The 20,378-nt window shown below is 51.6% G+C and carries 19 protein-coding genes and 1 pseudogene; 6 read left to right on the top strand and 14 right to left on the bottom strand.

All coding sequences use genetic code 11. The features are described from left to right. Positions 1–11 precede the first annotated feature (11 nt). Positions 12–1,115 (bottom strand): glutamate 5-kinase, encoded by a 1,104-nt coding sequence (proB, locus tag AABJ99_RS18570; protein WP_001285288.1) that lies wholly within the window; start codon positions 1,113–1,115, stop codon positions 12–14. Between the two features lie 287 nt (positions 1,116–1,402). On the opposite strand from proB, the gene phoE reads away from it, so the two are divergent. Further along, positions 1,403–2,458 carry a phosphoporin PhoE gene (phoE, locus tag AABJ99_RS18575; RefSeq protein ID WP_000749856.1) on the top strand — a complete coding sequence of 352 codons (1,056 nt, stop codon included), beginning with the start codon at positions 1,403–1,405 and terminating at the stop codon, positions 2,456–2,458. A gap of 38 nt (positions 2,459–2,496) precedes the next feature. Here the strand turns inward: phoE and crl are convergent, their stop codons facing one another. From crl to gpt, 3 genes are all read right to left on the bottom strand, one after another. Beyond that, positions 2,497–2,898 carry a sigma factor-binding protein Crl gene (gene crl / locus AABJ99_RS18580; protein WP_000174675.1) on the bottom strand — a complete coding sequence of 134 codons (402 nt, stop codon included), beginning with the start codon at positions 2,896–2,898 and terminating at the stop codon, positions 2,497–2,499. Between the two features lie 57 nt (positions 2,899–2,955). Next, positions 2,956–4,200 (bottom strand): esterase FrsA, encoded by a 1,245-nt coding sequence (frsA, locus tag AABJ99_RS18585; protein WP_000189544.1) that lies wholly within the window; start codon positions 4,198–4,200, stop codon positions 2,956–2,958. A gap of 91 nt (positions 4,201–4,291) precedes the next feature. Continuing rightward, positions 4,292–4,750, bottom strand: a complete 459-nt coding sequence (gene gpt, locus AABJ99_RS18590; protein WP_001291990.1) for a xanthine phosphoribosyltransferase — start codon at positions 4,748–4,750, stop codon at positions 4,292–4,294. Between the two features lie 260 nt (positions 4,751–5,010). Between gpt and pepD the strand changes: the two genes are divergently transcribed. After that, on the top strand, positions 5,011–6,468 hold the full coding sequence (gene pepD, locus AABJ99_RS18595) for a cytosol nonspecific dipeptidase (protein ID WP_001293012.1): 1,458 nt from the start codon (positions 5,011–5,013) through the stop codon (positions 6,466–6,468). 8 nt (positions 6,469–6,476) lie between these two features. Further along, complete coding sequence (locus AABJ99_RS18600) at positions 6,477–6,758, top strand: hypothetical protein (RefSeq protein ID WP_000106440.1); 282 nt, start codon at positions 6,477–6,479, stop codon at positions 6,756–6,758. A gap of 8 nt (positions 6,759–6,766) precedes the next feature. Here the strand turns inward: AABJ99_RS18600 and AABJ99_RS18605 are convergent, their stop codons facing one another. From AABJ99_RS18605 to lafU, 6 genes are all read right to left on the bottom strand, one after another. Further along, the gene (locus tag AABJ99_RS18605; protein WP_000469798.1) at positions 6,767–7,291 is read right to left on the bottom strand and encodes a metal-dependent hydrolase; all 525 of its coding nucleotides are present in this window, start codon (positions 7,289–7,291) and stop codon (positions 6,767–6,769) included. 62 nt (positions 7,292–7,353) lie between these two features. Further along, the gene (gene prfH / locus AABJ99_RS18610; RefSeq protein WP_039021149.1) at positions 7,354–7,968 is read right to left on the bottom strand and encodes a peptide chain release factor H; all 615 of its coding nucleotides are present in this window, start codon (positions 7,966–7,968) and stop codon (positions 7,354–7,356) included. After that, a complete protein-coding gene (locus AABJ99_RS18615) occupies positions 7,965–9,104 on the bottom strand; it encodes an RNA ligase RtcB family protein (protein WP_039021148.1) in 1,140 nt (379 codons plus the stop codon). The genes prfH and AABJ99_RS18615 overlap by 4 nt, the downstream gene beginning before the upstream one ends. A 317-nt stretch (positions 9,105–9,421) precedes the next feature. Beyond that, positions 9,422–9,874, bottom strand: coding sequence for a GNAT family N-acetyltransferase (gene yafP, locus AABJ99_RS18620; protein ID WP_072039613.1), 453 nt, complete (start codon positions 9,872–9,874; stop codon positions 9,422–9,424). Next, the gene (dinB, locus tag AABJ99_RS18625) at positions 9,871–10,926 is read right to left on the bottom strand and encodes a DNA polymerase IV (RefSeq protein ID WP_001226156.1); all 1,056 of its coding nucleotides are present in this window, start codon (positions 10,924–10,926) and stop codon (positions 9,871–9,873) included. Before dinB ends, yafP begins: the two co-directional genes overlap by 4 nt. 70 nt (positions 10,927–10,996) lie before the next feature. Beyond that, positions 10,997–11,782 carry a putative lateral flagellar export/assembly protein LafU gene (gene lafU / locus AABJ99_RS18630; protein ID WP_187440669.1) on the bottom strand — a complete coding sequence of 262 codons (786 nt, stop codon included), beginning with the start codon at positions 11,780–11,782 and terminating at the stop codon, positions 10,997–10,999. Here lafU and AABJ99_RS18635 point away from each other — a divergent pair. After that, positions 11,748–13,466 (top strand): annotated as a pseudogene (locus tag AABJ99_RS18635) (flagellar biosynthesis protein FlhA); the annotation flags it as partial. The gene lafU and the pseudogene AABJ99_RS18635 sit on opposite strands and share 35 nt — an antisense overlap. A gap of 306 nt (positions 13,467–13,772) precedes the next feature. On the opposite strand, the gene rayT reads toward AABJ99_RS18635, so the two are convergent. Both rayT and yafL read right to left on the bottom strand, forming a co-directional pair. After that, a complete protein-coding gene (gene rayT / locus AABJ99_RS18640) occupies positions 13,773–14,270 on the bottom strand; it encodes an REP-associated tyrosine transposase RayT (protein ID WP_039021146.1) in 498 nt (165 codons plus the stop codon). Between the two features lie 176 nt (positions 14,271–14,446). After that, the gene (yafL, locus tag AABJ99_RS18645) at positions 14,447–15,196 is read right to left on the bottom strand and encodes a C40 family peptidase (protein WP_039021145.1); all 750 of its coding nucleotides are present in this window, start codon (positions 15,194–15,196) and stop codon (positions 14,447–14,449) included. Between the two features lie 300 nt (positions 15,197–15,496). Between yafL and dpaA the strand changes: the two genes are divergently transcribed. After that, on the top strand, positions 15,497–16,237 hold the full coding sequence (gene dpaA, locus AABJ99_RS18650) for a peptidoglycan meso-diaminopimelic acid protein amidase (protein ID WP_001225681.1): 741 nt from the start codon (positions 15,497–15,499) through the stop codon (positions 16,235–16,237). Here dpaA and yafJ read toward each other — a convergent pair. Both yafJ and lpcA read right to left on the bottom strand, forming a co-directional pair. Beyond that, positions 16,208–16,975: a class II glutamine amidotransferase gene (gene yafJ, locus AABJ99_RS18655; protein WP_000333380.1), complete on the bottom strand. Its 768-nt coding sequence runs from the start codon at positions 16,973–16,975 to the stop codon at positions 16,208–16,210. The genes dpaA and yafJ overlap by 30 nt on opposite strands. A gap of 121 nt (positions 16,976–17,096) precedes the next feature. After that, on the bottom strand, positions 17,097–17,675 hold the full coding sequence (gene lpcA / locus AABJ99_RS18660; RefSeq protein ID WP_001353440.1) for a D-sedoheptulose 7-phosphate isomerase: 579 nt from the start codon (positions 17,673–17,675) through the stop codon (positions 17,097–17,099). Positions 17,676–17,914: 239 nt separating this feature from the next. Between lpcA and fadE the strand changes: the two genes are divergently transcribed. Next, a complete protein-coding gene (gene fadE / locus AABJ99_RS18665) occupies positions 17,915–20,359 on the top strand; it encodes an acyl-CoA dehydrogenase FadE (protein WP_000973094.1) in 2,445 nt (814 codons plus the stop codon). The last annotated feature ends 19 nt before the right edge of the window (positions 20,360–20,378 follow it).

Below are 20,378 nucleotides of genomic sequence, written 5' to 3' on the forward strand. Positions count from 1 at the left end.
CGGCCTGCTCCTTAACGGGTAATCATGTCATCACGGTGAACGGCAACCGGGCCGTATTCATATCCCAGTATTGCATCAATTTCTTGCGAGTGGTGTCCGGCAATACGGCGTAATGCATCGCTGTTGTAACGACTGACGCCGTGGGCGATATCGCGACCTTCGAGGTTGCAAATGCGGATGACTTCACCACGCGAGAAATTGCCAGTCACGCTTTTAATGCCTTTCGGCAACAGGGAGCTGCCGCGTTCAAGAATGGCGGCGGTTGCCCCTTCATCTACCGTGATTTCACCCGCAGGCGGCGCACCGAAAATCCAACGTTTGCGGTTTTCAAGCGGAGTCGCCTGGGCATGGAACAGCGTACCGACGGAAATACCTTCCATCACATCACCAATGACACCCGGCTTACTGCCCGCGGCAATAATGGTGTCGATACCCGCACGGCAAGCCACGTCAGCGGCCTGCAATTTAGTGCTCATGCCGCCGGTTCCAAGACCTGAAACGCTATCACCGGCAATCGCGCGCAGTGCGTCATCAATGCCATACACATCTTTAATCAGTTCTGCCTGCGGATTGCTACGCGGATCAGCGGTATACAAACCTTTTTGATCGGTCAGCAACAACAGTTTATCGGCACCCGCCAGAATCGCCGCCAGCGCCGAAAGGTTATCGTTATCGCCGACTTTAATCTCTGCAGTAGCGACAGCATCGTTCTCATTGATTACCGGAACGATGTTGTTATCGAGCAGCGCACGCAAGGTGTCGCGGGCGTTCAGGAAGCGTTCACGGTCTTCCATATCAGCACGAGTTAGCAGCATCTGCCCGACGTGAATGCCATAAATCGAAAACAGCTGTTCCCACAGTTGAATCAGTCGACTCTGCCCTACCGCCGCCAGCAGTTGTTTCGAGGCGATAGTCGCTGGCAGTTCCGGGTAACCCAGGTGCTCACGTCCGGCGGCAATCGCCCCCGACGTCACAATTACAATCCGATGCCCGGCGGCATGTAGCTGCGCACACTGGCGAACAAGTTCAACGATATGGGCACGGTTCAGGCGGCGCGATCCGCCTGTTAGCACACTGGTGCCGAGTTTTACCACCAGCGTCTGGCTGTCACTCATGATTCTCTGCCATTCAATTTTAGGGAAAATGATATCAAACGAACGTTTTAGCAGGACTGTCGCCGGTTGCCAACCATCTGCAAGCAAAGCATGGCGTTTTGTTGCGCGGGATCAGCAAGCGTAGCGGCAGTTGTTTACGCTTTTATTACAGATTTAATAAATTACCACATTTTAAGAATATCATTAATCTGTAATATATCTTTAACAATCTCAGGTTAAAAACTTTCCTGTTTTCAACGGGGCTCTCCCGCTGAATATTCGCGCGTTAATTAAAATCAGGAATGAAAATGAAAAAGAGCACTCTGGCATTAGTGGTGATGGGCATTGTGGCATCGGCATCCGTACAGGCCGCAGAAATATATAACAAAGACGGTAATAAACTGGATATCTATGGCAAAGTTAAAGCCATGCATTATATGAGTGATAATGACAGTAAAGATGGCGACCAGAGTTATATCCGTTTTGGTTTTAAAGGCGAAACACAAATTAACGATCAACTGACCGGTTATGGTCGCTGGGAAGCAGAGTTTGCCGGAAATAAAGCAGAGAGTGATACTGCTCAGCAAAAAACGCGTCTTGCCTTTGCCGGGTTGAAATATAAAGATTTGGGTTCTTTCGACTATGGTCGTAACCTGGGGGCGCTGTATGACGTGGAAGCCTGGACCGATATGTTCCCGGAATTCGGCGGCGATTCCTCCGCGCAGACCGACAACTTTATGACCAAACGCGCCAGCGGTCTGGCAACGTATCGGAACACCGACTTCTTCGGCGTTATCGATGGTCTGAACTTAACCCTGCAATATCAAGGAAAAAACGAAAACCGCGACGTTAAAAAGCAAAACGGTGATGGCTTCGGCACGTCATTGACATATGACTTTGGCGGCAGCGATTTTGCCATTAGTGGGGCCTATACCAACTCCGATCGCACCAACGAGCAGAACCTGCAAAGCCGTGGCACGGGCAAGCGTGCAGAAGCATGGGCAACAGGCCTGAAATACGATGCCAATAATATTTACCTGGCAACTTTCTATTCTGAAACGCGTAAAATGACGCCAATCTCTGGCGGCTTTGCCAATAAGACGCAGAACTTTGAAGCAGTCGCTCAATACCAATTCGACTTTGGCCTGCGTCCATCGCTGGGTTATGTCTTATCGAAAGGGAAAGATATTGAGGGCATCGGTGATGAGGATCTGGTCAATTATATTGATGTCGGTGCTACATATTATTTCAACAAAAATATGTCAGCGTTTGTTGATTATAAAATCAACCAACTGGACAGCGATAACAAACTAAATATTAATAATGATGATATTGTCGCGGTTGGGATGACCTATCAGTTTTAATGGAGATTGCCGGATGCGGCGCATCCGGCACTTTTCACTCACGCGGTTAACTTCACCGGTTCATCACGAAAATCATCCGCCGGTTCCAGCTTCAGATTCAGTGTCGTCAGCAGTTCACGCAGCTTCTCATGAAACTCACGCAGGGTATGTTCCAGTCGCTCAACCACTTCGGCATCTTTTACCGGAACGTTCTTCCAGTCGCCTGCTTTATCGAACAGACCAAACTGGTAACTGTAAGTAAAACGGGATTCCTGCGCTTCAAGCTCCATCCACCAACCCCAGAACTCACGCACTTCCGGCGCTGGTTTCACGTTGACGCATACAGCCAGACAATCGAAAAAGAATCGATTATCTTCGCACTTACCTTCACGAATATAGGGGCCTAGTGCGGTAAATTTTTTGATCAATCTGCTCTTCGGGTGTCCACTCGGTAACGTCATTGCGATCTCCTGTTGTGATGCACCTGTTTTACCAAACTGGTAAAATTTAGCAAATTTTTAACACAATCGTTTTTCGATCCAGCTCGTGATTTCCTGAAGACCTTTGTCAAAATTCCGATACACCGGATTAAATGGAATCTCTAACAATTTACCATCAGCAGATGATGAGGTGATTAAGCGTGAATCCTCTTCCGGGCTGAACGGATCGTTCTTCCAGTAGCCTGATAACATTGGCGTTGGGCAGCGACGGCCCAGCAATCCTTGCACTTTTAATGAATAACGATTCAGTTCCACACGCAACGCTTCATCGGAAGCATCATGCATCCCCAAACGACTCGCCAGAACGTCAAGATACATTTCCGGCACCTGTTGCTGGCACTTAAAATCACTCAACAGGGTATGAACTACCGGACCAAGACAGGCAACCGCTTTCAGACGCGGCGATTCAAGATATGCCAGACGCACAGCAACGTTAGCGCCAAAACGGAAACCAAAGGCCGCGACACGGGTGTGATCCACCCACGGGACGTTAGGCAGCGCCTTTAAGACGTGCTGATGCAACAGGCTGGAGTCCTGGGTGAGCTTCCATTTTGAAGAAAAGCCCACCGACGGCATATCAATAGTCAGCATCGCAATGCCGCGCGGGGCAAAATAACGTTCATACAGACTGTAATAATCCGTCTGCATCGCATCCAGACCACCACACATTAATACCGTCGGGAACGGGCCATCGCCTTTCGGCATATGCAAAAAGCCGGTGATGGGCGCACCGCCTGGTACGGTAAACTCCATCTGCCGCATCGTGCCCGGCAGACGTTGGGCGGCCTCTTCATAGGCACGGTTTGACAAAGCCTGCGCTTGCTCGGCCAGGTCATCCCCTTTCAGATGAGGATAGGCGGCAATGTTGTACAACGTGGCCGCATGCAGCCAGTGACGACCACTGAGTTGTGGATCTTCTTCCGCACAAGCTTTTTGTTGCCACACCATCGCCTGGGTGGCCCATTCATAAATCCAGTTGCCGCCGCGGTAGCCAATCACCGTATCGTATAAATCATCGTCGGTACGTTCAGCATCGCTCATCACAATACGCGCCTGAACGTCGAGGATTTCACGTGGGTCAATGCCGCGCCAGATCCACATCAGACGGTTTATCATGCGATACCAGTGGGGGATGGTTTTACCATCAAGGGCCGACTGCACAGGCGGTTGTGCGCCGTGATTAAAGCGGCGGACTAGCGTCGAGGTTTCAGGATGTTTAAAGCGGGGTTTGAACAGGGTTTCGCTCAGGTTTGCCTGTGTCATGGATGCAGCCTCCAGAATACTTACTGGAAACTATTGTAACCTGCCTGAAGTTAAAAAGAACAACGCCCGGCAGTGCCAGGCGTTGAAAAGATTAGCGACCGGAGATTGGCGGGACGAATACGACGCCCATATCCCACGGCTGTTCAATCCAGGTATCTTGTGGGATATCAACAACATAATCATCAACCAGCGGACGACCTGCCGGTTTAGCGAAGATGGTGACAAAGTGCGCTTTTGGATACATTTCACGAATCGCAACCGCAGTACCGCCGGTATCCACCAGATCATCAATAACGATGAAGCCTTCGCCATCGCCTTCTGCGCGTTTCAGCACTTTAAGCTCGCGCTGGTTGTCGTGATCGTAGCTGGAAATACAAACGGTATCGACATGACGAATACCCAGTTCACGCGCCAGTAACGCACCCGGTACCAGACCGCCACGGCTTACGGCAATAATGCCTTTCCATTGTTCAGAAGGCATCAGTCGGCTTGCGAGTTTACGTGCATGGATCTGCAACATGTCCCAGGTGACGATGTATTTTTCGCTCATGTGAAGTGTCCCAGCCTGTTTATCTACGGCTTAAAAAGTGTTCGAGGGGAAAATAGGTTGCGCGAGATTATAGAGATCTGACGCACTAAAAACCAGTATTTCACATGAGTCCGCGTCTTTTTACGCACAGCCTCTCCCTGACGCGGGATAAAGTGGTATTCTCAAACATATCTCGCAAGCCTGTCTTGTGTTGACAACATTTTCTGCTAACCCTGTGACCTGCAATACTGTTTTGCGGGTGATCGACAAGGAGACTTAACGTGTCTGAACTGTCTCAATTATCTCCACAGCCGCTGTGGGATATTTTTGCCAAAATCTGTTCTATTCCTCACCCGTCCTATCATGAAGAGCAACTCGCTGAATACATTGTTGGTTGGGCAAAAGAGAAAGGTTTCCATGTCGAACGCGATCAGGTGGGTAATATCCTGATTCGTAAACCTGCTACCGCAGGTATGGAAAATCGTAAACCAGTCGTCTTGCAGGCCCACCTCGATATGGTGCCGCAGAAAAATAACGATACCGTGCACGATTTCACTAAAGATCCTATCCAGCCTTATATTGATGGCGAATGGGTTAAAGCGCGCGGTACCACGCTGGGCGCGGATAACGGCATTGGTATGGCCTCTGCACTGGCGGTTCTGGCTGACGAAAACGTGGTTCACGGCCCGCTGGAAGTGCTGCTAACCATGACCGAAGAAGCCGGTATGGACGGGGCGTTCGGCTTACAGAGCAACTGGTTGCAGGCTGACATTCTGATTAACACCGACTCCGAAGAAGAAGGTGAAATCTACATGGGTTGTGCGGGGGGTATCGACTTCACCTCCAACCTGCATTTAGATCGTGAAGCGGTTCCAGCTGGTTTTGAAACCTTCAAGTTAACCTTAAAAGGTCTGAAAGGCGGTCACTCCGGCGGTGAAATCCACGTTGGCCTGGGTAATGCCAACAAACTGCTGGTGCGCTTCCTGGCGGGACATGCAGAAGAACTGGACCTGCGTCTTATCGATTTCAACGGCGGCACACTGCGTAACGCCATCCCGCGTGAAGCCTTTGCGACCATTGCTGTCGCAGCTGATAAAGTCGACGCCCTGAAAACGCTGGTGAATACCTATCAGGACATCCTGAAAAACGAGCTGGCAGAGAAAGAGAAAAATCTGGCCTTGTTGCTGGACTCTGTTGCGAACGATAAAGCTGCCCTGATTGCGAAATCTCGCGATACCTTTATTCGTCTGCTGAACGCCACCCCGAATGGTGTGATCCGCAACTCCGACGTGGCAAAAGGTGTGGTCGAAACCTCCCTGAACGTCGGTGTAGTGACCATGACTGACAATAACGTAGAAATTCACTGTCTGATCCGTTCTCTGATCGACAGCGGTAAAGACTACGTGGTGAGCATGCTGGATTCGCTGGGTAAACTGGCTGGCGCGAAAACCGAAGCGAAAGGCGCATATCCTGGCTGGCAGCCGGACGCTAATTCTCCGGTGATGCATCTGGTACGTGAAACCTATCAGCGCCTGTTCAACAAGACGCCGAACATCCAGATTATTCACGCGGGCCTGGAATGTGGTCTGTTCAAAAAACCGTATCCGGAAATGGACATGGTTTCTATCGGGCCAACCATCACCGGTCCGCACTCTCCGGATGAGCAGGTTCACATCGAAAGCGTAGGTCATTACTGGACACTACTGACTGAACTGCTGAAAGAAATTCCGGCGAAGTAATTACAATAATGTCCACGCCTGCGGGCGTGGACTACTGTTTGAAGCCAATGGCTATCTATATCGAAATAACAAAACATTATGAAACTCATGAAAAGGTCGCATATTTATATAGCTGCGACCATATTTCATGGGGAGAATTTCTGATCACCAAAGAAAGTTTTGCGCTGGAATCCGTGAAAGAACTTAAGGGTGAAAAGCAGAATTTTTATATGTTCAGAGCCTGGGGCAAAGTCAGGAAAACATACTTAGCCACGGGAGAATTTCCCCAGGAAACATGTTACGCCGCTTAAAGTCAGAATCATTTTTTCACGCGTTTTACATTTACCATTTTAGCATTACGCCTGCACCACATGGCAATGGCGGCAGCTACTAATGCCAGTTCCAGTAAAAAAGACCAGTGTAATAAAAAATTGAGCCACCACGGATGATGTACCGCTGTAATATGAAAGAATGCAAATGGCTGGTTAACGAAAGGCATCAACCACCAGATATCACCGACCAGCGTATCGAGTAATAAATGCGCGATACTATTCAGGCAAAACACCACGCCCAACCACGCCGGAAGTTTATTCTTCGCAATTGCGGCCCAGACTAATGTCGCCGCCAGCAGAGCAAACCATAATAATGGCCAATGAGACGGGTAAAGATGATGATGTCGTTGCCCGTTATCCACCAGATAACACCAGAAGAGATCAAAATCGGGTGCAACGGCCCCGACTAAGCCAATAACCATCGCCCACCGCGCATGACGAGAAATCAGCGGTAGGCGTTTCACTAAAGTACAAGTTATTAAATATCCAGCCGGAAGATGACCGATAAACATGACGAATCCTTTCATTTTTGCCCGCCGCTTTCACGAAGAAAACGGCGGGTGACATTCCTCAATTACACAGCGATAAAAGCCATCCCTGTAAACGTCCGTCGCGGGTTGCCACGTTCAATCTGGTGATGGAACATTCGCCGCTGCGATTTCAGCGCCGCACTATTTTCCTGTTGCTGTTGTTCCAGCTTCCAGGCAATCAGTAATCGCGCCAGTCGCTTGTTAGCATGCTGACTGCGCTCTGACTGAACCTTCACACTAATACCGGATGCCAGATGCGTGGCGCGCACAGCCGAGTCGGTTTTATTGACATGTTGACCGCCCGGCCCCGACGAACGCAGCGTCTCATAATGGATCGCATCGGATTGCTCCTGCTCATCTGCAGTAAAACGCCCAATGCCCAGAAACCAGTTTTTGCGCCCATGATGAGGGCGATACGGACTCGGACAAATCCACTGGATAGTGCCACACCAGCTTTCGCTTAGTGCCCATGCGTTGTCGCCATCAAGTGAAACCAACGCCGAACGCAGTGTGTCAGAGTAGCGACCCGTTTCTGTTTCCAGCACCGTTACCGCGACGTCTTGTCGGGCAGCTTCTTTAATCAGCCTGTCCAGTGCCTTTTTCACTGCGAGACAACATTCTTCCGGCCCCTGAGCTGAGGAGAGTTGCAGCAAGATCATCCTTTTTTCCCTCCACTGTTTTTGAGCGTTAGCACCGGACGCAGTCGCGCGACAGGAATAATTAACCCAGCCTGCACCAGACATTGCACCACGCTTTCAGCCGATTTATAAGCTTGTGGCGCTTCTTCAAAGATGAGTTGTTTATCGCGACAAATTACCCGGCTGCCAAGTTCAGTACGTGAGAGCTGCGTCGCTGTGTATTTCGCTGCCAGACGCCCTTTACACTCGGTGCGCCCCCATTTACGCCCAGCCCCATGCGCCAGCGAATGCAATGTTTCCTCACTCCTGACGGGCTGAACCAGCCAGGAGTAATCACCGCGTGAACCGGGAATAATCACCAGACCGTTGTCATCCGGCGTAGCCCCTTTACGGTGTAACCATCCTTGTTGATCGCCGATTCGACATGCGCTAACAAAGTTATGCGCCACATCCAGAACCGAATTTCCGTTGGCCTTAACTTGTTGCATTATGCGCAAAGCGATCAGCTGGCGATTAATACGCGCAAACGCCAGCGCATCATCATGTTCCGCAATATAACTTAGCGCGTCGTCACTGCCTTCAGGCAAACCATGATGCGAAAACGAGGCAATATGCCGCTGTAAAATAGACTGCCCTAAACCACGCGAGCCGCTATGGACCAGCAGTTGCAGATGCTGCGCATCCAGACCTGACAGTGCAAACAGTTCCGCGTCGATGATTTGATCAATCTGTTGCAGTTCTGCAAAGTGGTTACCGCCACCGATAGAGCCAAGCGCGCAGCGCCACGGATGCTGTGCAAACGCTGACGGCAGGTTTTCCTCCAGCCAGCTTTCTTCAGCAACGTCATCCAGCGCAGATAATCGCTTTTCAAACTTATCGGCGTTGTATTTACGCGCGAGAATATCTGTTTGCCATAGCGCCATGCCGCAGCCGATATCATTGCCGACCAGTGCCGGGTAAAAACGGCCTACGGAGAAGAACGCTGCGCCAATCGGATAGCCGCGTCCGGGGTGTAAATCTGGCATCCCTACTACGCGTTGCATGTCGGGTAAATTTGCCGAGGTGTGTAATTGTTGGATCGCTGAACTCTCGATCCACAGGTCATCAGATGCGATGGTAAATACCGCATCGGATAAGGGACGAATATATTTGCCCATGTATCATTCCATTTATACTCGTCATACTTCAAGTTGCATGTACTGCGACTGCGTTCGTTCACCCCAGTCACTTACTTTAGTAAGCTCCTGGGGATTCACTCGCTTGTCGCCTTCCTGCAACTCGAATTATTTAGAGTATATAAATATAAAAATCAGGAAATGGCAGACGAATCCAAGGCAAGAAAAAAAGAATTAATCCTGGAAAGGTCTGCAAAGAGTCATTGATAAAGGATTTTTCATGATTTACCTCCTTGCAGTTTGTGGAATAAGAAAACGCGCACATATTAGGCGGGCGTTATTTTCATTGCAAGCTGGATTTAGTGTTGCGGTTTATATCGCATATGAAAATTAGTAAACCACGCTCCCCGGCATTCAACGCGCTGCTGCTTAACTGTCTGAAAACCATAACGTTCAAAAAAGGGTTTTGCGGTTATGCTGGCATCTACCGTTAGTTCGGATTCAGACTTAATCAATGGTTTTAACAAAGCGCTGGCAACCCCACGGCGGGTATATTCAGGGTCAACAAATAACATATCGATATAATGTTCAATGCGGGAAATAAAACCAACCGATTGTGCATTAATGACTGCAACCCGCACTTGTGATTTCGCGAGTTTATCTTTCCAGCGAGATTCGTCAATCTGCGCCCAGGCGGCAATTTGTTGTGGTAAATAATGCTGACTGGCGGTCATCGTAACCGCTCTAATGAAAATAGCGCATAGTTGCTGAAAATCGCAAGGCTGATAGTTTCTTATTTGTATGTTATTCATAATCCCAGCACCAGTTGTCTTTCCATTTGCGGATCCAGCAACGTCACATGCAGCCCCACCAGCCGCACACCGCGCCCGCCACGGCGTTCATCCCAGGTTTTACGCGCAGTGGCGATCAAGTCAGCTTTATTCAGCCGCGGCCAGACGTGTTCCTGAGTGGTTTGCTGAAAATCGTCGAACTTTAATTTCACCCCCTGGCGGGCAATCAGCAAATCAGGTTTTACCTTTGCCAGACGGCGTTCAAGTTCCGGATACAACCGCTCGATAATCGCTTCACATTCAGACCAATGATGAATATCTTCCGCCATCGTGCGTTCTACACCGACGGATTTTCGCAACCTTTCGCTGTTAACGTCGCGCTCGTCAATGCCCTGACTACGCTCCCATAAAATGCGGCCAAATTTGCCAAAGCGTTTAAGCAACGTCACCAGATCACACTTTTGTACATCGCCGCAGGTCCGCAGCCCCATCGCTTCCAGTTTTGCCGCCGAGACTTTGCCGACACCGGGAATTTTTGCCAGCGGTAAGGTTTGCAGAAATGCCGGGACGTCCGCCGGCGTAATCACAAACTGTCCGTTGGGTTTATTCATATCAGAGGCGATTTTGGCAAGAAACTTTACCGGCGCAATGCCCGCAGAGGCGGTAAGTTGCAGCTCGTTGAAAATCGTCTGACGGATTTCCTGAGCAATAAGGGTCGCAGAACCGTGGCAATGTACGCTGTCGGTGACGTCGAGATAAGCTTCATCCAGCGACAGCGGCTCAATACGCGATGTGTAGCGAGAGAAGATTTCGCGGATATGATTTGACGCTTCTTTGTAGGCGTCAAAGCGCCCTGGAAGCAAGGTGAGATGCGGACACAGTTTGAGCGCCATGCCGGTTGGCATGGCGCTACGCACGCCAAATTTACGCGCGGGATAATTGGCGGTGCTGATCACCCCCCGGCGTTCGCGGCTGCCGCCAATAGCAATAGGGATATCGCGCAGGGCGGGATTGTCGCGCATCTCCACCGCGGCGAAAAAGCAGTCCATATCCACATGAATGATTTTACGCATTGCTCACCTCTCAACACTGGTAAAGTATACAGTGATTTCAGGGTTTGAGAAATGCGTAAAGATTCAGCATTTAACGCGTTCGTTGCGAAAGCACCTGCTGCTTATCCAGCTTTTGCACCAGCGGCTGCACCACTTTATCGCCATGCTGACCAAAATATTGATACAACGTATCGGACGCGCTTTTGGTCAGCACCATAATCTCAATGCGCCGATTGCCCGCGCTTTGCGGATTTTTGGCGTCCAGCAGCATCTGGTCCGCCATCGCGCTTACCTGCATCACTTTATCTTCCGGCATTCCGGCGTCTTCCAGCACCCGACGGGCCGAGAGCGCGCGGTCACCCGAAAGGTTCCAGTTGTTGTAGATATTGCTTTTATAGGCCATCGCATCGGTATGCCCGGTAATAATAATTTTGTTATCGAGCGAGTCGAATACCGGCGCGAGCTCCACCAGCAGCGTTTTAAAGAACGGCATAATCTTCGCGCTGCCGCGTTCAAACATATTGCGGTTCTGGTCGTCTTTAATTAGCACGCGCAATCCCTGCGGGACAATCTCCATCTCCAGATTCGCTTCCATATGCGCATCACGGGCGATGGTGTTGATACTGGTCGCCAGCTCGCCAAGCTCAGTGGCGGACTTCTTCTTCAGTAGCGCCGTTTTCTCGTTGACGTCACGCGCTTTTTTCTCCGTCTCTTCCGGCACCGCCACGGTGGCAGGTTTCGGCGGATGCATCGGGCTGATTTTATTTAACGGCGATAGCCCGCCGCCATTGAAAATCGACTGCCCGTGCAGCGCGGCGATAATGCTTTCACGCTCAGATTTACTGACGCTGTTGACAATCAACTTTATCGTCGTCACCAAAGGGGCCGAGCGTATTTCTGAGGTTTCTGCCCGCTTTACCCTGGACGCGATGCCCGGCAAACAGATGGCGATTGACGCCGATCTTAACGCCGGGTTGATCAACCAGGCGCAGGCGCAAACCCGCCGCAAAGATGTTGCCAGCGAGGCCGATTTCTACGGCGCGATGGACGGGGCATCGAAGTTTGTGCGCGGGGATGCCATCGCCGGGATGATGATTCTGGCGATCAACCTGATTGGCGGCGTTTGTATCGGGATCTTCAAATACAACCTGAGCGCCGATGCCGCCTTCCAGCAGTATGTGCTGATGACCATCGGTGACGGCCTGGTGGCGCAGATCCCTTCCCTGCTGCTCTCCACCGCGGCGGCGATTATCGTCACCCGCGTCAGCGACAACGGCGATATCGCCCATGATGTGCGCCACCAGCTGCTGGCAAGCCCGTCGGTGCTCTACACCGCCACCGGGATTATGTTCGTGCTGGCGGTGGTGCCGGGAATGCCGCACTTCCCGTTCCTGATGTTCAGCGCCTTGCTTGGCTTTACCGGCTGGCGAATGAGCAAACGCCCGCAGGCGGCGGAGGCGGAAGAGAAAAGCCTCGAAACGCTGACCCGCACAATCACTGAAACCAGCGAGCAACAGGTCAGTTGGGAAACCATTCCGCTGATCGAGCCCATTAGTTTAAGCCTCGGTTACAAACTGGTGGCGCTGGTGGATAAAGCGCAGGGCAACCCGCTCACCCAGCGTATTCGCGGCGTGCGGCAGGTGATTTCCGACGGCAACGGCGTGCTGCTGCCGGAGATCCGCATTCGGGAAAACTTCCGCCTCAAGCCCAGCCAGTACGCCATTTTCATCAACGGCATTAAGGCTGATGAAGCGGATATTCCGGCGGATAAACTGATGGCCCTGCCCTCCAGTGAAACCTACGGTGAGATTGACGGCGTGCTGGGGAACGACCCGGCGTACGGGATGCCGGTAACCTGGATCCAGCCCGCGCAGAAAGCGAAGGCGCTGAATATGGGGTATCAGGTGATCGACAGCGCCAGCGTAATTGCCACGCATGTGAATAAGATTGTGCGCAGCTATATTCCTGATTTGTTTAACTATGACGATATTACTCAGCTGCATAACCGTTTGTCGTCGATGGCACCGCGCCTGGCGGAGGATTTGAGCGCGGCGCTGAATTACAGCCAGTTGCTGAAAGTGTACCGGGCACTGCTGACTGAAGGCGTTTCCCTGCGCGATATCGTCACCATCGCCACCGTGCTGGTCGCCAGTAGCACCGTCACCAAAGATCATATTCTGCTGGCGGCCGATGTGCGCCTGGCACTGCGGCGGAGCATTACCCATCCGTTCGTTCGCAAGCAGGAGCTGGCGGTGTATACGCTGAATAATGAGCTGGAAAATCTGCTGACCAATGTGGTGAATCAGGCGCAACAGGCCGGCAAAGTGATGCTCGATAGCGTGCCGGTGGACCCGAATATGCTCAACCAGTTCCAGAACACGATGCCGCAGGTGAAGGAGCAGATGAAAGCCGCAGGTAAAGACCCGGTGCTGCTGGTGCCGCCGCAGCTGCGCCCGTTGCTGGCGCGCTATGCAAGGTTGTTTGCGCCGGGGCTGCATGTGCTGTCGTATAACGAAGTGCCGGACGAGCTGGAGTTGAAGATTATGGGGGCGTTGATGTAGGTATCCGGCACCGGCGCACAACCGCCGGATGCGGCGTGAACGCCTTATCCGGCCTACTGTTAAAGCACAGATTTGTAGGCCGGATAAGCGTAAGCGCATCCGGCACCAGCGCATAACCGCCGGATGCGGCGTAAACGCCTTATCCGGCCTACGGTTAAAGCACAGAGTTGTAGGCCGGATAAGCGTAAGCGCATCCGGCACCAGCGTATAACCGCCGGATGCGGCGTGAACGCCTTATCCGGCCTACTGTTAAAGCACAGAGTTGTAGGCCGGATAAGCGTAAACGCATCCGGCACCAGCGCACCGTTATAAAATGATACGCTCCCCGGCACTAAAATCCGCTACGTCTCCCGCCCAATCGATGGGATATAGCCCTCGCGCGACATCACGATGGAACGTTGAGAATGGCCAATCACTCACCTGCTTTACCCAGCCATGTTTTACTGGATTTATATAAATATAATCAACATGATGGCGATAATCTTTGGTGTTGCGGATGGCATGCTCCCAAAAACGCGGTTGCCAGATATTTTTCAATCCGCACGCATGGGTGAATTGCTTTTTAATCTCCCGCCAGCGCGAGGAAAAATCATCATCGCTTTCGGGTAATGTCCAGATACAGTGCATATGCTCCGGCAAAACGACCCAGGCGTTAATTTCAAAAGGCCTGTCTCGCTTAACGTTAATAATGGCGTTACGGAGCATCTGTAACTGAGCGGTCAAAAGTTGGCTTCGACGATTCCGTAAATTTACCGTGAAAAACCATGTTCCCCCCTTTATATAAAAACGACGATATTCAGACATAGCGACTCCTTTTTCTCAACGGTAAGAAGAAAAGGAAAAGTCGACAATGAGGGTGTGTTATATCGGGAAAGCGGCTCGCAAAATATTCGCAAACTCGTAGGCATGATAAGACGCGCCAGCGTCGCATCAGGCATCGGCGCATAACCGCCGGATGCGGCGTACACGCCTTATCCGCCCTACAAAATCGTCTCTTCCGTCAAAATCCGCCGCGCGCCTAAAAAATGATCCTGCCAGAAAGGTTCAGCTAACCGGCTTATCCGAATGGTTTCGCCGGTACGTGGTGACTCGATAAACTGACCGTCTCCCAGATACACCCCCATATGATCGGCTATCTCGCGGCTGTGAATATGGAAAAACAGCAAATCTCCCCGGCGCAGGTCGTTATTCGCCACAATCGTTGCCCGATGGTAGTGATACATCTCATTAGCCGTGCGCGGGAGTTTCGCCTCGAGGATCTTGTTGTAGGCATAAAAAACCAAACCGCTACAGTCGAAGCCTTTATCAGGCCGCGTGCCGCCCCAGACGTAAGGCTTACCAAGCTGCTGCTCCAGACGGTGAATCGCTACTTCGGTGATGTTATGCAGATGGTCGCTGCTTAAGAAATGGTTGTTTTCCGCCAGCGCCTGCCAATGTTTATCGCTCAACTTCAACGGTGCAGGGAACCATTCAGGATGCTGTTTTATCTGTTCGCGGTTGTGTTGCCGCAGTGCCCTTCTGCTTTCGGCATTGCCTTCCACAATATAGCTGGCCTGCTTTTTCAGATGAATTTGGTACTGTTTTAATAAACGCGCACGGTTTTGCATCCGCTGGCGGGCGGCGTAGCTGAAAGAGATATGTGATGTGGTGGCGCTGGCGAGTAAAGGGAGCAAAACGCATAACGAAAACACGCCTGGATGCAGAAATCTGCCTAGCAAGAACGAAGACATGAAGGACATAAACCGGCTGAATGAAGGTGAGAATTTTAAAAGACCGGAGGAGTAAACGGGATTATTAATTGCTTATTTGCATATTACTATTGAGGTTTCATAATCTTAGGAAATAAATGATACATGCGCTTTTCGGACTAATGAAAACTGCCCTTGTGCTAAATTTGTAAACCCTGCGCCGACAGGCTTGCGTAAAACTCTTTTGGTGATAATGTGAGCCTTCCAAATCCAGACTATTCCGATTTGGGATCCATTTTGCCGTCCTGGCGTGTGTAACCGTTTTATCAAGGAATAAGCAGTATGCGTAAAATCGCATTAATTCTTGCGATGTTGTTGATCCCGTGCGTTTCGTTTGCCGGTTTGCTGGGCAGCAGTAGCTCGACCACGCCAGTGAGCAAAGAGTATAAGCAGCAGTTGATGGGCTCCCCTGTCTACATCCAGATCTTCAAGGAAGAGCGCACCCTCGATCTCTACGTCAAAATGGGTGAGCAATATCAACTGCTCGATAGTTATAAAATCTGTAAATATTCCGGCGGCTTAGGGCCTAAACAGCGTCAGGGCGATTTCAAAAGCCCGGAAGGGTTTTATAGCGTCCAGCGTAATCAGTTAAAACCAGACAGCCGTTACTACAAAGCGATTAATATTGGTTTCCCCAATGCCTATGATCGTGCGCATGGTTATGAAGGGAAATACCTGATGATCCACGGCGATTGTGTTTCCATCGGCTGCTACGCAATGACCAATCAGGGTATTGATGAGATCTTCCAGTTCGTTACTGGTGCGCTGGTATTTGGTCAGCCAAGCGTGCAAGTGAGTATTTACCCGTTCCGCATGACCGACGCCAACATGCAGCGCCATAAATATTCCAACTTTAAGGACTTCTGGGAGCAACTGAAGCCGGGCTACGACTACTTTGAACAGACCCGTAAGCCACCGACCGTTTCTGTGGTCAATGGCCGTTACGTCGTCAGCAAGCCGTTGAGCCATGAAGTGGTGCAACCACAGCTGGCATCAAACTACACGCTCCCCGAGGCAAAATAAGCGCCATTCGCCTGGCATAATCTTTTGCCAGGTTTCATTGCCCGTCAGCGGCTGTGTTGCAATCACCGTGACCACATCATTCGGTGTGGTCTGCGAGCTGAAGTCGATTTCCACATCCTGATCCAGCAACGTTGCCACGCCAAACGGCGCGCGGCGGGTGATCCAGTGTAAATTAGTCGAGCAATACGCCATTACATAGCGCCCATCCGAAAGCAGCATGTTGAAAACGCCCTTCTGCCGCAGTTCATCCGCCAGTGAGGCGATATATTTAAATACCGCCGCCATGTTACCCGGTGTGCGCGGGTAACGCTGCGTTAATTTATGTAGAAGCCAGCAGAAGGCTTTTTCGCTGTCGGTTTCGCCTACCGGGCGGAAGTTGCCGGTTTCCAGTGATTTGTAGCCCGTCAGTTGTCCGTTATGGGCATAAGTCCAGTTACGCCCCCATAACTCGCGGGTAAATGGGTGAGTATTTTCCAGCGCCACCTCGCCCCGATTAGCCTGGCGAATATGAGCCACCACCGAACAGGATTTTATCGGGTAGTCCTGGACAAGTTTGGCGATGGGGGAATTAAAGCTGGGTTGTGGATCTTTAAATGTGCGACAGCCTTTACCTTCGTAAAAGGTAATGCCCCAGCCATCTTTATGTGGCCCGGTTCCACCACCACGCTGTACAAGTCCGGTGAAACTAAAGCAGATATCGGTAGGGACGTTGGCGCTCATCCCGAGCAATTCGCACATCGGTAACCTCCACAACAGCGGGAGCGCATGGCCCCCGGCGAAGATTGATTAAAAAGTAATAAGGTGCAGGCTGTTACCCTCACCCCGGCCCTCTCCCTGAAAGGGAGAGGGAGAAAAGCCCTTACTTAGCCATCTCTTTTTCAATTAACTGGATCAGGATATGGATCACTTTAATGTGAATCTCCTGAATGCGGTCGGCATAACCAAAGTGCGGAACGCGAATTTCGATATCCGCCGTGCCAGCCATTTTGCCGCCGTCTTTACCGGTCAGGGTGATCACTTTCATCCCCTTCTCACGCGCCGCTGCGATCGCTTTGATCACGTTTGCAGAGTTACCAGAGGTGGAGATCCCCAGCAGTACATCGCCTTCGCGACCTACCGCTTCAACGTAACGGGAGAAAATATCATTGAAACCGAAATCGTTACCGACGCAGGAAATATGACTAACGTCAGAAATGGCAATCGCCGGATAGCCCGGACGGTTTTCACGGTAGCGCCCCGTCAACTCTTCGGCAAAGTGCATGGCGTCGCAATGGGAACCGCCATTACCGCAGGAAAGCACCTTACCACCGGCTTTAAAGCTATCTGCTAACAGGACCGCCGCGCGCTGAATGGCGTGAATATTGGCGTCATCTTTTAAAAAGTTAGCCAGCGTTTCCGCCGCTTCGTTCAGTTCGTTACGAATAAGATCCTGGTACATGAGGATATCCTTCAGCATAAATGTAATAGACAAAATGCAGTGTACCGGATACCGCCAAAAGCGAGAAGTACGGGCAGGTGCGATGACCAGGACTTTTTGACCTGAAGTGCGGATAAAAACAGCAACAATGTGAGCTTTGTTGTAATTATATTGTAAACACATTGCTAAATGTTTTTACATCCACTACAACCATATCATCACAAGTGGTCAGACCTCCTACAAGTAAGGGGCTTTTCGTTATGATGATTTTGAGTATTCTCGCTACGGTTGTCCTGCTCGGCGCGTTGTTCTATCACCGCGTGAGCTTATTTATCAGCAGTCTGATTTTGCTCGCCTGGACAGCCGCCCTCGGCGTTGCTGGTCTGTGGTCGGCGTGGGTACTGGTGCCTCTGGCCATTATCCTCGTACCGTTTAACTTTGCGCCTATGCGTAAGTCGATGATTTCTGCGCCGGTATTTCGTGGTTTCCGTAAGGTGATGCCGCCGATGTCGCGCACTGAGAAAGAAGCGATTGATGCGGGCACCACCTGGTGGGAGGGCGACTTGTTCCAGGGCAAGCCGGACTGGAAAAAGCTGCATAACTATCCGCAGCCGCGCCTGACGGCTGAAGAGCAAGCGTTTCTCGACGGCCCGGTAGAAGAAGCCTGCCGGATGGCGAATGATTTCCAGATTACTCATGAGCTGGCGGATCTGCCGCCGGAGTTGTGGGCGTACCTTAAAGAGCATCGCTTCTTCGCGATGATCATCAAAAAAGAGTACGGCGGGCTGGAGTTCTCGGCTTATGCCCAATCTCGTGTGCTGCAAAAACTCTCCGGCGTGAGCGGGATCCTGGCGATTACCGTCGGCGTGCCGAACTCATTAGGCCCGGGCGAGCTGCTGCAACATTACGGCACTGACGAGCAGAAAAATCACTATCTGCCGCGTCTGGCGCGTGGTCAGGAGATCCCTTGCTTTGCACTGACCAGCCCGGAAGCGGGTTCCGATGCGGGCGCGATTCCGGATACCGGGATTGTCTGCATGGGCGAGTGGCAGGGCCAGCAGGTGCTGGGGATGCGACTGACCTGGAACAAACGCTACATTACGCTCGCTCCAATTGCGACCGTGCTTGGGCTGGCGTTTAAACTTTCCGACCCGGAAAAACTGCTGGGTGGCGCAGAAGATTTAGGCATTACCTGTGCACTTATCCCGACCACCACGCCAGGCGTGGAAATTGGTCGTCGCCACTTCCCGCTGAACGTACCGTTCCAGAACGGACCGACGCGCGGCAAAGATGTCTTCGTACCGATCGACTACATTATCGGTGGACCAAAAATGGCCGGGCAAGGCTGGCGGATGCTGGTGGAGTGTCTCTCCGTGGGCCGCGGCATCACCCTACCTTCCAACTCAACCGGCGGCGTGAAATCGGTAGCACTGGCAACGGGCGCGTATGCGCACATTCGCCGTCAGTTCAAAATCTCTATCGGTAAGATGGAAGGGATTGAAGAGCCGCTGGCGCGTATTGCCGGTAATGCCTACGTGATGGATGCTGCGGCATCGCTGATTACCTACGGCATTATGCTCGGTGAAAAACCTGCCGTGCTGTCGGCTATCGTTAAGTATCATTGTACCCACCGTGGGCAGCAGTCGATTATTGATGCGATGGATATCACCGGGGGTAAAGGCATTATGCTCGGTCAGAGCAACTTCCTGGCAAGAGCTTACCAGGGCGCACCGATTGCCATCACCGTTGAAGGGGCCAACATTCTGACCCGCAGCATGATGATCTTCGGTCAGGGAGCGATTCGTTGCCATCCGTACGTGCTGGAAGAGATGGAAGCGGCGAAGAACAATGACGTTAACGCGTTCGATAAACTGCTGTTCAAACATATCGGCCACGTCGGCAGTAACAAAGTTCGCAGCTTCTGGCTGGGCCTGACGCGCGGTTTAACCAGCAGCACACCAACCGGCGATGCCACTAAACGTTATTATCAGCACCTGAACCGCCTGAGTGCCAACCTCGCCCTGCTTTCTGATGTCTCGATGGCTGTGCTGGGCGGCAGCCTGAAACGTCGTGAGCGTATCTCGGCACGTCTGGGGGATATTTTAAGCCAGCTTTACCTCGCCTCTGCCGTTCTGAAGCGTTATGACGACGAAGGCCGTAATGAAGCCGATCTGCCGCTGGTGCACTGGGGCGTACAGGATGCGCTGTATCAGGCTGAACAGGCGATGGATGATTTACTGCAAAACTTCCCGAACCGCGTGGTTGCCGGGCTGCTGAATGTGGTGATCTTCCCGACCGGACGCCATTATCTGGCACCGTCTGACAAGCTGGATCATAAGGTGGCGAAGATTTTACAAGTGCCGAACGCCACCCGTTCACGTATTGGTCGCGGTCAGTACCTGACCCCGAGCGAGCATAACCCGGTTGGTTTACTGGAAGAGGCGCTGGTGGATGTGATTGCCGCCGACCCAATTCATCAGCGGATCTGTAAAGAGCTGGGTAAAAACCTGCCGTTTACCCGTCTGGATGAACTGGCGCATAACGCGCTGGCGAAGGGGCTGATTGATAAAGATGAAGCCGCTATTCTGGTGAAAGCTGAAGAAAGCCGTCTGCGCAGTATTAATGTTGATGACTTTGATCCGGAAGAGCTTGCGACGAAGCCGGTAAAGTTGCCGGAGAAAGTGCGAAAAGTTGAAGCCGCGTAATTGAATAACGGAGCCGAAA

Origin of the sequence: Escherichia coli (assembly GCF_036503815.1) — a bacterium.
In the GTDB taxonomy this organism is placed as follows: domain Bacteria; phylum Pseudomonadota; class Gammaproteobacteria; order Enterobacterales; family Enterobacteriaceae; genus Escherichia; species Escherichia coli_F.

Excerpts from the sequence above, each read along its gene's own strand:
- phoE (WP_000749856.1), top strand. The coding sequence starts at position 1,403 with ATGAAAAAGAGCACTCTGGCATTAGTGGTGATGGGCATTGTGGCATCG.
- lpcA (WP_001353440.1), bottom strand. The coding sequence starts at position 17,675 with ATGTACCAGGATCTTATTCGTAACGAACTGAACGAAGCGGCGGAAACG.
- AABJ99_RS18605 (WP_000469798.1), bottom strand. The coding sequence starts at position 7,291 with ATGTTTATCGGTCATCTTCCGGCTGGATATTTAATAACTTGTACTTTA.
- dinB (WP_001226156.1), bottom strand. The coding sequence starts at position 10,926 with ATGCGTAAAATCATTCATGTGGATATGGACTGCTTTTTCGCCGCGGTG.
- rayT (WP_039021146.1), bottom strand. The coding sequence starts at position 14,270 with ATGTCTGAATATCGTCGTTTTTATATAAAGGGGGGAACATGGTTTTTC.
- crl (WP_000174675.1), bottom strand. The coding sequence starts at position 2,898 with ATGACGTTACCGAGTGGACACCCGAAGAGCAGATTGATCAAAAAATTT.
- frsA (WP_000189544.1), bottom strand. The coding sequence starts at position 4,200 with ATGACACAGGCAAACCTGAGCGAAACCCTGTTCAAACCCCGCTTTAAA.
- gpt (WP_001291990.1), bottom strand. The coding sequence starts at position 4,750 with ATGAGCGAAAAATACATCGTCACCTGGGACATGTTGCAGATCCATGCA.
- yafJ (WP_000333380.1), bottom strand. The coding sequence starts at position 16,975 with ATGTGCGAATTGCTCGGGATGAGCGCCAACGTCCCTACCGATATCTGC.
- fadE (WP_000973094.1), top strand. The coding sequence starts at position 17,915 with ATGATGATTTTGAGTATTCTCGCTACGGTTGTCCTGCTCGGCGCGTTG.
- yafL (WP_039021145.1), bottom strand. The coding sequence starts at position 15,196 with ATGTCTTCGTTCTTGCTAGGCAGATTTCTGCATCCAGGCGTGTTTTCG.
- proB (WP_001285288.1), bottom strand. The coding sequence starts at position 1,115 with ATGAGTGACAGCCAGACGCTGGTGGTAAAACTCGGCACCAGTGTGCTA.
- yafP (WP_072039613.1), bottom strand. The coding sequence starts at position 9,874 with ATGAATAACATACAAATAAGAAACTATCAGCCTTGCGATTTTCAGCAA.
- AABJ99_RS18600 (WP_000106440.1), top strand. The coding sequence starts at position 6,477 with ATGTCCACGCCTGCGGGCGTGGACTACTGTTTGAAGCCAATGGCTATC.
- dpaA (WP_001225681.1), top strand. The coding sequence starts at position 15,497 with ATGCGTAAAATCGCATTAATTCTTGCGATGTTGTTGATCCCGTGCGTT.
- prfH (WP_039021149.1), bottom strand. The coding sequence starts at position 7,968 with ATGATCTTGCTGCAACTCTCCTCAGCTCAGGGGCCGGAAGAATGTTGT.
- AABJ99_RS18615 (WP_039021148.1), bottom strand. The coding sequence starts at position 9,104 with ATGGGCAAATATATTCGTCCCTTATCCGATGCGGTATTTACCATCGCA.